The sequence below is a fragment of the Pseudomonas sp. PAMC 25886 genome, assembly GCF_000242655.1.
Classification (GTDB): domain Bacteria; phylum Pseudomonadota; class Gammaproteobacteria; order Pseudomonadales; family Pseudomonadaceae; genus Aquipseudomonas.
Genome location: NZ_AHHC01000050.1, coordinates 476,662 through 490,634, shown reverse-complemented (window position 1 = coordinate 490,634; position 13,973 = coordinate 476,662). Strand labels below are relative to the sequence as shown.

The following is a 13,973-nucleotide window of genomic DNA, read 5'->3' as shown; positions in this document are numbered from 1 at the left end:
AGCAAAAGCAAACACGGCCCGATGTAGGCGCTGGCTTGCCGGCGATGCAGGCGACCCGGTCTTTCAGATACACCGAGGGGATGCCATCGCCGGCAAGCCAGCTCCTACGGAAGTTCAGCCAGTTTTTTGAATTGCCTCGCCAGCTCCAACACCACCCGGCCGCTGCTCACGGTAGGCACCAAATGGGTAAACGGAATATCGATCATCCGGTTCTCCCGCACTGCCCGCAGACGCGACAACACCGGGTCATTGGTCAACAACTGGCGCTTCCTGCTGGCCGGCGACCACACCGCGTCTGCCAGCAAAATCACATCCGGGTCGCTCATCAGCAGGGTTTCACTGCTCACGGTGACGCGGTATTGGTTGACCCCGGCAAACACATTGCGCGCCCCGGCAGCCGCCACCAGCGTGGTGACGAAGCCTCGCCGGCCTTCGCTGTCCAGGCCGTTGACTTCACTGTCCAGGTAAAATACCGACAGCGGTTTACCCTCGCCAATCAGCGCCTGGGCACGGGCCAGGTCAGCGTCCATGGCATCGCTCAACTCACGTGCCCGGTGCTGTTTGTGCACCAGCGCGCCAAGAGTGAACAGGTCGTTGCGGATATGCCCGAAGTAATCCAGTGAGTGCCCGTCGCACGCCGATTCGAGCAAGTACGACGCCACCCCGTTGCCGGCCAGGCCAGTACGGGAAGTGACGCCGGTGCCGAACGCCGTGGCAAAACCACCGACCACCAAATCCGGTTTTTGCGCATAGAGCACTTCGCTGGACGGGTACTTGGGTGCGATCACCGGTACATCGAAGTACTCACCACGTGGGTGGGCCGCACCGTTGTCATCCAGATACGCCACGCCCACCAACGCCGGGCCAACGTCCAGCGCCAACAACAGGTCGGCAGCATGCTGGTTGAGGGCCAGGATGCGCGAGGGTGCAGCGTGTTCGGCGGCCCAGGTCTGGTTGCAGTTGCGATAACTGTCGGCCCACACCGGCGCGGCGCAGAGCAGGGCGCCCAACAGCAGCCAGGGGGCTCTCATGGGCGCTCCTTGATCAGCAGATCCTCGACGACCTCGCCGCCCACCAGGTGCACTTCCACCAGTCGCTGCACATCGGCGTGGGTGTGCACGCCGTACCAGCAGGTGTCCGGGTACACCGTCACAATCGGCCCCAGGTTGCACGGGAACTGGCAGTGGGTGCGGGTCAGCAATACGCCGCCGGGTTTTTCGATGCGGTCGTGTGCCAGCAGGTGGCGGCGCAGGGTTTTCCACAGTTGCAGGGCGCCACGCTGGGTACAGCGCGGGCCGGTGCACAGGAACACGTGACGGGCGTGGTCAGGCACGTGGGACCAGTCCGGGTGAGTTTCCACTGGCGTACTCATCAGAAGCGGTACGTGTAGCGGACTTCGGAGGTGAACGGCCGTCCGAGGTTGTCGACGTTGCTGGCGCGGCTGGTGACGTAGTCGCGGTCCAGCAGGTTCTCTACCAGCAGGCTGACGCGGTGCTGGTGGGCGTTGTCGAGGTAGCGATAGGCGTCGGCGTCGACCACGGTGTAGTTGCCGTACTCGACCTTTTTCGAGCTGACGATATCGCCGATGTAGCGCACGGCCGTGCCGGCGCCCCACATACGATCCACCGATTCATAGCCGACCCGCGAGCGGGCGAAGAACCCGGGGATGTCGTTGATGGTGACCCCGGCACGGGACTCGGTGAGGTTGCGGGTCATGTCGGCCTGCACGCTCCATTGCGCGTTGAGTTGCAGCGTGGCGTCGGCCTCGAAACCGCGCATCTGGATCTGGCCCTGGCCGTTGACCCACTGGATATCGTCCTGGGTGATCAGGTCGGTGATCTTGCGTTTGAACAGCGTGACACTGGCGCTGAAGTCCCGGGCAAACAGGCTGCCCTTGTAGTCGACGCCCAGCTCGGCGTTGCGGCTCTTCTCGGGCTTGAGGTTGCGATTGCCTTTTTCATCATCTTCGTTGACGAACAGTTGCTCGGCGTTCGGCAGCTTGTAGGCGGTGCCGTATTGGCCGCGCAGGGCCCAGTTGTCGTTGAGATCGTAGAGCGAAGTGAGCATGCCGACGGTGGCGCTGTCGCCGCCGCTCATGGCTTCATGGCGTACGCCGATGCTCGGGTGCCAGTTCGGCAGGGCCTCGATGTTCGGCCGCAATTGGGTGTACAGCGCGTGGGCCTGGGCCTTGTTGTCGTCGATGATCAATACATCGTCCTGGCCCTTGAACCACTGGTTGTCGGAACCGAATACCAGCACGTGCTCGCCCGGCAATATGGCCTTGCCTTCGGCCTGCACGCCCCAGTCGGTGAAGCCCCAGTAGTCGTCGTGATTCTTGACCACGGTGCCGCCGCCTACGACATTGTTGATGCGGGTGTAGCGTGTGTCCCAGTCGTTGATATGGCCTTTGACGAAGTAGCTCAGGCGCTCGTTGAGGCTTTGCTCAAAGGTCGCCGTGGCGATCTGTTGCACGCGGTCGTTGGTGGTCTTGCGGTTGTCCACCGGGCGGGCGAAATCCAGGTTGGCGTCGGCGTACTGGTAAAACAGCTCCAGGCGCGTGTCATCGCCAAACGACTGGATCGCCTTGGTGCCAAAGGTGGTGACTTCGTAGGAGCGCTTTTTGTCGGTGACGTTTTTCAGGTCGCGGTTGCGAAACGGCTGGTAGCCCTCGGAGACGTTGCGGCTGACGTAGGCCAGCAAGCCGAGGTCGCCAAACCCGTTGTTGAAAATCTTCTCGACCCGGGCATCGCCGGTGGTGCCGCCGAAGGTGTCCGCGCCCAGGTTCACTTCGCCGGACGCCTCGCGGGTTTGCGGGCTGCGGGTGACGATATTGATCACCCCCGACACCGCCTGGGTGCCGAACAGCAGGCTCTGGCCGCCCTTGAGCACTTCGATGCGCTCGATGGCGTTGGCGGGCAGGGTGTCCAGGTACAGGCCGCCGTACAGCCGGTTGTTCAGGCGCACGCCGTCCAGAAGGATCAACGTGTCATCGTTGCGCCCGCCCAGCAGGGAATAGGTGCCGTAGTCGAACGGGCCGTTCTTGGGCGCCACGTACAGGCCGGGAATGAACATCTGCATCACGCGCGAGACATCGGCAGCGGGGCCGGCGCGTTCAATCTGTTCGCGGGTGACGATCTCGACCTTACTGCCGTACTGGGCCATGTCGGCCACGGTGGTGGACTCCACCGACGGCGCGGAAACGTTGAGTGGCTTGAGTTCGAGGGGGTTGTCGTCGGCCAGCAGCAGGGGGCTGAACAGGCAGCCGAACAACAGGCTGGGCACGGGAGTCTTGAAAGGTCGAATCATAGTCTTCTCGGAAAAGTATCTTTCGCGAAAAGCACGCACGAGTAGGCACCGAGCACACGCCAATACCGGCCCATGCCCGCCCACCGCAGGATTTTGCCAAACAGCATTCCAGGCCGGTCTCCGGGCTCACGCGTATGGACACCTTCACCTTCCCATGGCGCGCTGGCCACAGTGGTGTGTCGAAGGGATCACGCGTCTACCGTTGCGGGGGCAGCACCGGACTGGCTCGGAAAGAGCGGCACCGGTTTCCCGTTTCACCCCATGCACGGCGGCATGAGGCACCTGAAACAGGCCGGCATCTGAACATTCGGAAGACCGTTCGTCAACTTGGCGGGGGGCTTTTCCGGTGGCGGAGTGGGAAGCGACTGACGGATATTGCAGGAAATTTCCCACAGGAGTACAAATGTACTCCATGACAAACTTAACTCCCCGCCGTACCGCCATCCTGACCTTTATCCGCGACCGCATCGCGCAGCAAGGCCAGTCCCCCAGCCTCGCGGAGATCGCCGAGGCGTTCGGCTTTGCCTCCCGCAGTGTGGCGCGCAAGCATGTGGTGGCGCTGACCGAGGGCGGCTTTATCGAGGTCAACCCGAACCAGGCCCGTGGCATTCGCCTGCTCAATCAGCCGGCGCGGCCTGAGCTGCTGGACATCCCGGTGCTTGGCCGGGTGGCCGCCGGCCTGCCCATCGGCGCCGATGCCGAGGTTCACAATCGCCTGCTGCTCGACCCGGCCCTGTTCGCGAAAACCCCGGATTACCTGCTGCGGGTGCAGGGCGATTCGATGATCGAAGACGGCATCCTCGATGGCGACCTGGTGGGCGTGCGCCGCAGTGCCGAGGCCTTGAACGGGCAGATCGTGGTGGCGCGCCTGGACGGTGAAGTCACCATCAAGCGTTTTGAACACGTGGGCGAGCGCGTGCGCCTGCTGCCGCGCAACCCCGCCTATCAACCCATCGTGGTGCAGCCCGATCAGGACCTGGCCATCGAAGGGGTGTTCTGCGGTTTGGTGAGGCAAGGCTGATGGGCGCCGTCGTTGCACTGGACTCGCTGTTCAATGGCGGTCGGGTCTGGAAAGGCCGGCCCGCGGCGCCGCCTGCCAGCGTGCATCCCACCGGGCTTGCGGCCCTGGATGCGGTGCTGCCCAGCGGTGGCTGGCCGGAAGCGGCGTTGAGCGAAATCCTGATGGCGAAGGAGGGCGTGGGTGAGTTGCAACTGGTGTGGCCGACCCTGGCGCGCTTGTCGGCGGCTGGCGAGCGCATCGTGCTGGTGGCGCCGCCTTACACGCCGTACCCCCACGCCTGGCAAAACGCCGGGGTGGATGTGCGCCAGCTTTCGGTGATCCAGGCCGATGAGCGCGACGCCTTGTGGGCGGTGGAGCAATGCCTGCGTTCCGGCAGTTGTGGCGCGGTGCTGTGCTGGCCGCGCAAGGCCGATGACCGCGCCTTGCGCCGCTTGCAGGTGGCGGCGGAAACCGGCCAGACCCTGGCCTTCGCCTGGCGCTCCTTGAACGAGGCCATCAACCCGTCACCGGCCGCCTTGCGCCTGGCGGTGGAGGCCCGCCCGGCGCAGGTGCGGGTGCTCAAGTGCCGGGGCGGCCTGGCCCATCCCGCGCCCATTGCGCTTGGGCACTGAGGTTGGCATGCGCTGGGTGTGTATTGTCTTCCCGCAATTGGCGCTGGATGGGGTGCTGCGTTCGCGCCCCGAGCCGGATCAGCCGTTGGCCCTGCTGGCCGGCACGCCGCAGCGGCGGGTGCTGCAAACCGTCAATGACGCCGCACGCAAACTCGGCCTGCGCCCCGGCCAATCCCTGACGGCAGCCCATGCCTTGACCAAGGCGTTTGCCTGCGCCGAATACGACCCGGCGCAGATCGAATACTGGCAGCAGTTTCTTGCCGCCTGGGCCTACCGTTTCAGTTCCCAGGTCAGCGTGTATTACCCACGGGCGTTGCTGTTCGAGATCGAATCGAGCCTGGGCCTGTTCGGTCCGTGGCCGCAGCTTGAGGCGCGCTTGCGCAAGGAACTGACCGAGCTGGGGTTTCGTCACCGCATCGTCGCCGCACCGAACCCGGCGGCGGCGCGGATATTGGCGAATGCCTACGACGGCCTGGCCGTGGCCGATGACCCATGCCTGCAACACGCCCTGGCACCCATCCCCATCGACCGCGCCGGCCTCGACCCGCACGCCGCCACCGCGTTATCACGCATGGGCTTGCGCACCCTGGCCCAGGTGCAGGCGTTGCCCCGGCATACCCTGGCCCGGCGCTTTGACGCGGCGCTGCTCAAGCACCTCGATGCACTGAGCGGGCAACGGCCCCTGGCCCTGGCGTTCTACCAGCCGCCGGACCGCTTCGATGTGCGCATCGAGCTGAATTTTGATGTGTCGTCCCACCAGGCCTTGCTGTTTCCGTTGCGCCGTTTGACCGGCGACTTGTCGGCTTTTTTGTGTGGCCGCGACAGTGGCGTGCAGCGCTTTGACCTGCACCTGGAACACGCCGCAGAACCCGACACCCTCATCAAGGTTGGCCTGCTCAGCGCCGAGCGCGACGCAGCGATGCTGTTCGAACTGGCCCGTGGCCGCCTGGAGCAGGTGCAAGTCACCTCGCCGGTGCGTGGCTTTCGCCTGGTGGCCCAGGACCTGCCGGTGTTTGTGCCCCAGCGCCAGGACCTGTTCGACGAGCGCCCGCAACAAACCCTGCCGTGGGAACAACTGCGCGAACGCCTGCGGGCGCGGCTGGGGGACGAGGCGGTGCAAGGCCTGCGCTTTCACGCCGACCACCGCCCCGAATGCGCCTGGCAATCCGGTGCTGACCTGCGCCCGTGCGTGCCCTCAAACACTGTGCAGCGCCCCGGTTGGTTGCTGCCTGAACCGACGCCCCTGGCCGAACAGGGCCTGCAAATTTTGATGGGCCCGGAGCGCATCGAGTCCGGCTGGTGGGATGGCGCCGATGTGCGCCGCGATTACTACCTGGTGCGCACCCGCGCCGGTCAGCAGGGTTGGGCCTATCGCACCGTGGGCGAAAGCGGCGCGCTGTGGCTGCAAGGCTGGTTTGCATGAAGTACGCAGAGCTGCATTGCTTGTCCAACTTCAGTTTCCAGCGTGGGGCTTCCAGCGCCCGGGAACTGTTTGAACGGGCCAAACAGCAAGGCTACGAGGCCCTGGCGATAACCGATGAATGCACCTTGTCGGGCATCGTCCGCGCCTGGCAGGCGGCCAAGGAGGTCGAGTTGCCGCTGATTATCGGCAGCGAGATGCGCCTCGAAAACGGCCCCAAGCTGGTGTTGCTGGTGGAGAACCTGGAGGGCTACCAGCACCTGTGCCGGCTGATCACCATCGCCCGTCGTCGGGCGGAAAAAGGTCACTACCGGCTGCTGCCGGAAGACTTCACCTGCGTGCAAGGTCTGCTGGCGTTATGGATGGCCGAAGACACCGACACCCAGGCGCATATCCAATGGCTGCGCAGCACCTTCACCGACCGCCTGTGGCTGGCGGTGGAGGTGCACTGCGGCCAGAACGATGCCCGCCACCTTGAGCAACGCCTGAACCTGGCCGCCAGCCTGCACTTGCCGGCGGTGGCCTGCGGCGATGTGCACATGCATGTGCGTGGCCGCCGTGCGCTGCAAGACACCATGACCGCGATCCGTCATCACGTCCCGGTGGCCGAGGCCGGCACGCGCCTGCACCCCAATGGCGAGCGGCACTTGCGCAGCCTCGACGCCCTGGCCGCGCTGTACCCGGCGCACCTGCTGGAAGAGTCCCTGAACATCGCCCGTCGCTGCACTTTCGACCTCGGCCAACTGCGCTATCAATACCCGCGTGAACTGGTGCCCGAAGGGCAAACCCCGGAAACCTGGCTGCGCACCCTGACCGAAGAGGGCATCGCCCAGCGCTGGCCCGACGGTGTCGACGCCAAGACCCTTGGGCAGATCAACGATGAGCTGAAGTTGATCACCGAGCTGGGCTACGAAAGCTACTTCCTCACCGTGCACGACATTGTGCGCTTCGCCCGCAGCCGTTCGATCCTGTGCCAGGGCCGCGGCTCGGCGGCCAACTCGGCGGTGTGTTTTGCCCTGGGCATCACCGAGATCGACCCGAGCCTGATGAACATGTTGTTCGAGCGCTTCCTGTCCCGGGAGCGCAACGAGCCGCCCGACATCGACGTGGACTTCGAACACGAACGCCGCGAAGAAGTGCTGCAGTACGTGTTCCAGCGCTACGGCCGCACCCGAGCCGCGTTGACGGCGGTGGTCAGCAGCTACCACGGCGCCGGCGCGGTGCGCGACGTGGCCAAGGCCCTCGGGTTGCCGCCGGATCAGGTCAACGCCCTGGCCGACTGCTGCGGGCGCTGGAGCGATGAAGCACCGCCCCTGGAGCGCCTGCGCGAAGGCGGCTTCGACCCCGACAGCCCGGTGTTGCGCCGGGTGCTCACACTCACTCAGCAACTGATCGGCTTCCCCCGGCACCTGTCCCAGCACCCCGGCGGTTTCGTGATTTCCGAACACCCGCTGGACACCCTGGTGCCGGTGGAAAATGCCGCCATGGCCGAGCGCACCATCATCCAGTGGGACAAGGACGACCTCGACGCGGTGGGCCTGCTCAAGGTGGATATTCTTGCGCTGGGCATGCTCAGCGCGATTCGCCGCTGCTTCGACCTGTTGCGGCGCCATCGCAATCAAGACCTGAGCCTGGCCTCGGTGCCCAAAGAAGACGCGGCGACCTACGCGATGATCAGCAAGGCCGACACCATCGGCGTGTTCCAGATTGAATCGCGGGCGCAGATGTCGATGTTGCCGCGTTTGCGACCGGAAAAATTCTACGACCTGGTGATTGAGGTCGCTATCGTGCGACCGGGCCCGATCCAGGGCGGCATGGTGCACCCGTACCTGCGGCGGCGGAACAAGGAAGAACCCGAAACCTACCCATCGCCGGAACTGGAAAGCGTGCTCAAGCGCACCCTGGGCATCCCCCTATTCCAGGAACAGGTCATGCAGATCGCCATGGTCGCCGCCGACTACAGCCCCGGCGAAGCCGACCAGTTGCGCCGCTCCATGGCCGCCTGGAAACGCCACGGCGGCCTCGAACCCCACCAGCAGCGCCTGCGCACCGGCATGCTGAAAAACGGCTACACCGAAGCCTTCGCCGCGCAGATTTTCGAGCAGATCAAGGGCTTTGGCAGCTACGGGTTTCCCGAGTCCCACGCCGCCAGTTTCGCCTTGCTGACCTACGCCAGTTGCTGGCTAAAATGCCACGAACCGGCAGCCTTTGCCTGCGCCCTGATCAACAGCTGGCCCATGGGTTTTTACAGCCCCGACCAGATCCTGCAGGACGCCCGGCGCCATCATTTGCAGATCCGCCCGGTGGACGTGCAGGCCAGTGACTGGGATTGCAGCCTTGAACCGATCGACGGCCAGCAACCGGCCATTCGCATGGGCTTGCGGATGATCTCCGGGTTTCGCGAAGAGGATGGCCGGCGCATCGAAACGGCGCGCCAGGCCCGGGCATTTTCCGATATTGCCGACCTCGGCGAACGCGCCCTCCTGGACACCCGCGCCCAGGAGCTGCTGGCGGATGCCGGGGCCTTGCGTGGCCTGGCCGGGCATCGGCACCGGGCGCGCTGGGAGGTGGCCGGGGTGCAGAAACAACTCGGCCTGTTTGCCGGGGTGGCCAGCCCCGAAGAGGCGGTGGTGGAGCTGCCGCAACCGACGGTGGGCGAGGATTTGTATGCCGACTACGCCAGCGTCGGCACCACCCTCGGTCCACATCCCCTGGCGTTGTTGCGCGATGAACTGCGGGCGCGGCGTTGTCGCAGTTCCCAAGAGTTGCTGCGGGTCGAGCATGGACGCAATGTCAGCGTCGCCGGTTTGGTCACCGGTCGACAACGCCCGGGTACCGCCAGCGGCGTCACCTTTGTCACCCTGGAAGATGAGTTCGGCAATATCAACGTAGTGGTCTGGCGTGATTTGGCCGAGCGCCAACGCCAGGCGCTGGTGGGCTCGCGGCTGCTCAAAGTGGACGGGCGCTGGGAGGCAGTGGGGGAGGTTCGGCACCTGATCGCCGGACGCTTGACCGACCTGACCCCCTTGTTGTCAGGCATCAATGTGCGCAGCCGGGATTTTCGCTGAGCCGGCCCTTGCCCGTTCATCCGCGCATCAGCACTATGCAATGAAACCAACCGCTGCTGTCAGGCTCAAAGTTTTCATTGCCGCCCACCTTTTATCTTTTTGCAGAGCCGACCGATGCAGTTTTTATCGAATACCCACGGCTGTGAAGGCTGGGCTGGGGAAATGGCCCAGAGAATTCGTGCTTTCGACTGGTCCGGCACCGACCTCGGCCCGCTGGACCACTGGCCCGGCAGCCTGGTGAGTGCCGTGCAGATGATGCTGGCCTCGCCGATGCCCATGGTGATGCTGTGGGGGCCGGCGGGTTACATGATCTACAACGACAGCTATTCGGTGTTTGCCGGTGGCCGTCACCCGTATCTGCTGGGGGTGCCGGTGGAACTGGGCTGGCCGGAAGTCGCCGACTTCAACCGCCATGTGGTCGACACCTGCCTGGCCGGCGGCACCTTGTCCTACCGCAATCTGCCCCTGGAACTGCTGCGCGACGGCCGCCCGGAAGAAGTCTGGATGGACCTGTATTACAGCCCTGTAGCCGGCGATGACCAGCGGCCGGGCGGGGTGTTGGCGATTGTGGTGGAGACCACCGAACATATGATCTCCGAGCGCCTGCGCCAGGAACTCACCCACAACCTGGAGCAGCGCGTCGCGGCGGAAGTGCAGGCCCGCTCCACCGCCGAAGAGCAGCTGCGCCAGTCGCAGAAGCTGGAGGCCATCGGTGGCCTGACCGGCGGCGTGGCCCACGACTTCAACAACCTGCTGCAAGTGGTCGCCGGTAACCTGCACCTGCTGGCCCGGCATGAACCGGACAACCCCCAGGTGCAGCGCCGGGTCAGCGCCGCGATTGCGGCGGTGGAGCGCGGGGCCAAGCTCACCTCGCAACTGCTGGCGTTTGCCCGTCGCCAGCCACTTTCGCCAGCGGTGTACAACCCGCTGCGCATCTACGAAGGCCTGGGCGAACTGCTGCAGCGGGCGCTGGGAGAAACCATCCACATTGATGTGCAACTGCCTCAAGACCCGTGGTGCATCAACGTCGACCGCAATCAACTGGAAAACGCCTTGCTGAACCTGGCGATCAACGCCCGGGACGCCATGAAAGGCGAGGGCGTGATTCGGATCACTGGCGAAAACATCATCCTCAACCCCCCGGACTGCGCCGGCAAAAGCATCAGCCCCGGCGAGTACGTGCGCCTGGCCGTCTCCGACAGTGGCGCCGGCATGTCGGCGACGATCATGGCGCGGGCCTTCGAACCGTTTTTCACCACCAAGCCGGATGGCCACGGCACCGGGCTGGGGTTGAGCATGGTGTTCGGGTTCGTGCGGCAAAGTGGCGGACACGTCGAGGTGGAGAGCGAAGTGGGCAGCGGCACCTTGGTGCAGATGTATTTCCCGCGCAGCCTCGAAGAGCCGCAAAGCCAAGAAGCGCCCGTCGAGCTCACCCAACACAGCGGTGGCCAGGAGACCATCCTGGTGGTCGAGGACAACGAAGGCGTACGCACCGCCGCGGTGGAACTGCTGGAACAATCCGGCTACACCGTGTTGATCGCCGAAGACGGCGACAAGGCCATGGGGATGCTGTGCGCCGGCCTGCAACCGGATCTGATTTTTACCGACGTAGTGATGCCGGGGCGGGTCAAAAGCACCGACCTGGCTGAGTGGGCGCGTGAGCAAGTGCCGGCGGTGGCGGTGCTGTTTACCTCCGGGCACACCCGCGACATTCTTTCCAGCAACCACCTGCTGAGCCAGGACATTCACCTGCTGAGCAAACCCTACAGCCCGGATGAGTTGGCGCAGCGGGTGCGCTCGGTGCTGACCTCCCGGATGATGTGACGAATGGAGATCCAGCCTGCAACACCAAACCACTGTGGGAGCCGGGCTTGCCCGCGATGGCGGAGTGTCAGGCACCCCATCCGGTAACTGGCACACCGTCATCGCGGGCAAGCCCGGCTCCCACAATTGATCTTCACTGCCTTGAGCACACCGATAAGGTTACCCATGACTTCCCAGCGCAACCTGCCCCCCGACACGTCACTCTCCAACCAGCGCCCAGGCTTCGTCCGGGTGCGGGGCGCCCGGGAACACAACCTGCGCAACGTCGACGTCGACATCCCCCGCGACGCGCTGGTGGTGTTCACCGGTGTGTCAGGCTCCGGCAAATCCTCGCTGGCTTTCTCCACCGTCTACGCCGAAGCCCAGCGCCGCTACTTCGAATCCGTCGCGCCCTACGCCCGCCGCCTGATCGACCAGGTGGGCGTACCCGATGTCGACTCCATCGAAGGCCTGCCCCCCGCGGTGGCCCTGCAACAACAGCGCGGCACGCCCAGCACGCGCTCCTCGGTGGGCAGTGTCACCACCTTGTCCAGCCTGATCCGCATGCTCTACTCCCGCGCCGGCAGCTACCCGGCGGGGCAGCCGATGCTCTACGCCGAGGACTTTTCCCCCAACCTGCCTCAGGGCGCCTGCCCGCAATGCCACGGCCTCGGCCGGGTGTACGAAGTGACCGAAGCCCTGATGGTGCCCGATCCGTCCCTCACCATACGCCAGCGCGCCGTGGCGTCCTGGCCGCTGGCGTGGCAAGGCCAGAACCAGCGCGACATCCTCGTCACCCTGGGCTACGACGTCGACATCCCCTGGCGCGACCTGCCGAAAAAACAGCGCGGCTGGATTCTCTTCACCGAAGAAACGCCCACCGTTCCGGTGTACGCCGGCTTCACGCCAGCCCAAACCCGCGACGCTCTCAAACGTAAACTGGAACCCAGCTACCAGGGCACTTTCACCGGCGCCCGGCGCTACATCCTGCACACCTTCACCCACTCCCAAAGCGCCCTGATGAAAAAGCGCGTCTCGCAATTCATGCAGGGCAGCCCATGCCCGTTGTGCGAAGGCAAACGCCTGAACAAGGCCGCGCTGTCAGTGAAATTTGCCGGCGTGGACATTGGTGAACTGTCGCAAATGTCCCTGCTGCAACTCGCCGAACTCCTGCGCCCGGTGGCCGAAGGGCAGGGCGACAAAAAACTCTCTGTGGAAAAACGCCTGGCTGCCCAACGCATTGCCCAGGACCTGCTGGAGCGCGTCAGCACCCTGACCGACCTTGGCCTGGGCTACCTGGCCCTTGAGCGCAGCACACCGACCCTGTCCTCCGGCGAACTGCAACGCCTGCGCCTGGCCACCCAACTGGGCTCGCAACTGTTCGGCGTGATCTACGTGCTCGACGAACCCTCCGCCGGCCTGCACCCCGCCGACGGCGAAGCCCTGTTCGCCGCCCTCGACCGCTTGAAGGCTGCCGGCAACTCCCTGTTCGTGGTGGAACACGACCTGGAAACCATGCGCCGCGCCGACTGGCTGATCGACGTCGGCCCCGCTGCCGGCGAGCACGGCGGCCAGGTCCTGTACAGCGGCCCACCCGCAGGCCTCGCGCAGATCGAAGCCTCGCAAACCCGCGAATACCTGTTCGCCGAAAAACGCCCGGTCAGCCAACCCCCGCGCCAACCCACCGGCTGGCTGAGCCTGGAAGGCGTGACGCGCAACAACCTCAACGACCTGAGCGTGGACTTTCCCCTGGGCTGCTTCACCGCCGTCACCGGCATCTCCGGCTCGGGCAAATCCAGCCTCGTCAGCCAGGCGCTGCTGGAACTGGTAGGCGCAGGCCTGGGCCGCGTGGTGGAAAGCGAAGACGAACCCAGCCTCGAAGACGACGCCCCGCAAACCAGCGGCGGGCGCATCAGCGGCGGCCTGGAACACATCCGCCGTTTGGTTCAAGTGGACCAGAAGCCCATCGGCCGCACACCGCGCTCCAACCTCGCGACCTACACCGGGTTGTTCGACAACGTGCGCAAACTGTTCGCCGCTACTCCGGCGGCGAAAAAGCGGAATTACGACGCCGGGCAGTTCTCCTTCAACGTCGCCAAAGGGCGCTGCCCGAACTGCGAAGGCGAGGGGTTTGTCAGCGTTGAATTACTGTTCATGCCCAGCGTGTACGCGCCATGCCCGACGTGCCACGGGGCGCGGTACAACCCCGAAACTCTGGCAATCAAGTGGCAAGGGCTGACCATCGCCCAAGTGCTGGGGCTGACTGTTGAACAGGCGGTCGAGGTATTTGCCGGGCAACCGGGCGTGCTGCGCTCACTCCAAGTACTGCGCGATATTGGCTTGGGCTATTTGCGCCTTGGCCAGCCGGCCACGGAGCTGTCGGGCGGGGAGGCGCAGCGCATCAAGCTGGCGACCGAGCTGCAACGCAATGCCCGGGGCGCGACGTTGTATGTGCTGGATGAGCCGACGACCGGGCTGCATCCGCGGGATGTGGACCGGTTGTTGAGCCAACTGAATCATCTGGTGGAAGCGGGGCATACGGTGATTGTGGTGGAGCATGAAATGCGCGTGGTGGCGCAGAGTGATTGGGTGATTGATATCGGGCCGGGGGCCGGGGATCGCGGCGGTAAGGTGGTGGTGAGTGGCACCCCGCAGACAGTTGCGAAGAGCAAGAGCAGCCGGACTGCGCCGTTTTTGGGGCGGGAGTTGGGATGAAATTTGGAGTTGTGCGGTGGGTGGAGGGA

General features: G+C 64.9%; 9 protein-coding genes and 1 riboswitch. Of the genes, 6 read left to right on the top strand and 3 right to left on the bottom strand.

Annotated elements, in window-relative coordinates; translation table 11 throughout:
* Positions 1 to 104: 104 nt before the first annotated feature.
* From MUM_RS0117805 to MUM_RS0117795, 3 genes are read right to left on the bottom strand one after another with little or no spacing between them, the layout of a single operon-like run.
* A complete protein-coding gene (locus MUM_RS0117805; RefSeq protein WP_010172194.1) occupies positions 105 to 1,031 on the bottom strand; it encodes an ABC transporter substrate-binding protein in 927 nt (308 codons plus the stop codon).
* Positions 1,028 to 1,372: a (2Fe-2S) ferredoxin domain-containing protein gene (locus tag MUM_RS0117800; protein WP_032881958.1), complete on the bottom strand. Its 345-nt coding sequence runs from the start codon at positions 1,370 to 1,372 to the stop codon at positions 1,028 to 1,030. The genes MUM_RS0117805 and MUM_RS0117800 overlap by 4 nt, the downstream gene beginning before the upstream one ends.
* Entirely contained in the window at positions 1,372 to 3,306 is a 1,935-nt protein-coding gene (locus MUM_RS0117795; protein ID WP_010172190.1) for a TonB-dependent receptor plug domain-containing protein, read from the bottom strand. The genes MUM_RS0117800 and MUM_RS0117795 overlap by 1 nt, the downstream gene beginning before the upstream one ends.
* A gap of 94 nt (positions 3,307 to 3,400) precedes the next feature.
* A riboswitch (cobalamin riboswitch) is annotated at positions 3,401 to 3,607 on the bottom strand.
* A 102-nt stretch (positions 3,608 to 3,709) separates the two neighbouring features.
* Between MUM_RS0117795 and lexA the strand changes: the two genes are divergently transcribed.
* The 6 genes from lexA to MUM_RS0117765 all read left to right on the top strand — a co-directional run bounded on the left by lexA (position 3,710) and on the right by MUM_RS0117765 (position 13,944).
* Positions 3,710 to 4,327, top strand: coding sequence for a transcriptional repressor LexA (gene lexA / locus MUM_RS0117790; protein WP_029615976.1), 618 nt, complete (start codon positions 3,710 to 3,712; stop codon positions 4,325 to 4,327).
* Positions 4,327 to 4,938, top strand: a complete 612-nt coding sequence (gene imuA, locus MUM_RS0117785; RefSeq protein ID WP_010172186.1) for a translesion DNA synthesis-associated protein ImuA — start codon at positions 4,327 to 4,329, stop codon at positions 4,936 to 4,938. The genes lexA and imuA overlap by 1 nt, the downstream gene beginning before the upstream one ends.
* 7 nt (positions 4,939 to 4,945) lie before the next feature.
* Positions 4,946 to 6,361 (top strand): Y-family DNA polymerase, encoded by a 1,416-nt coding sequence (locus MUM_RS0117780; RefSeq protein WP_010172184.1) that lies wholly within the window; start codon positions 4,946 to 4,948, stop codon positions 6,359 to 6,361.
* Positions 6,337 to 9,426, top strand: a complete 3,090-nt coding sequence (locus MUM_RS0117775; protein WP_202946960.1) for an error-prone DNA polymerase — start codon at positions 6,337 to 6,339, stop codon at positions 9,424 to 9,426. The genes MUM_RS0117780 and MUM_RS0117775 overlap by 25 nt, the downstream gene beginning before the upstream one ends.
* A gap of 114 nt (positions 9,427 to 9,540) precedes the next feature.
* Complete coding sequence (locus MUM_RS0117770; protein ID WP_029615975.1) at positions 9,541 to 11,250, top strand: ATP-binding protein; 1,710 nt, start codon at positions 9,541 to 9,543, stop codon at positions 11,248 to 11,250.
* A 165-nt stretch (positions 11,251 to 11,415) separates the two neighbouring features.
* Positions 11,416 to 13,944, top strand: coding sequence for an excinuclease ABC subunit UvrA (locus MUM_RS0117765; RefSeq protein WP_010172179.1), 2,529 nt, complete (start codon positions 11,416 to 11,418; stop codon positions 13,942 to 13,944).
* Positions 13,945 to 13,973: the final 29 nt, after the last annotated feature.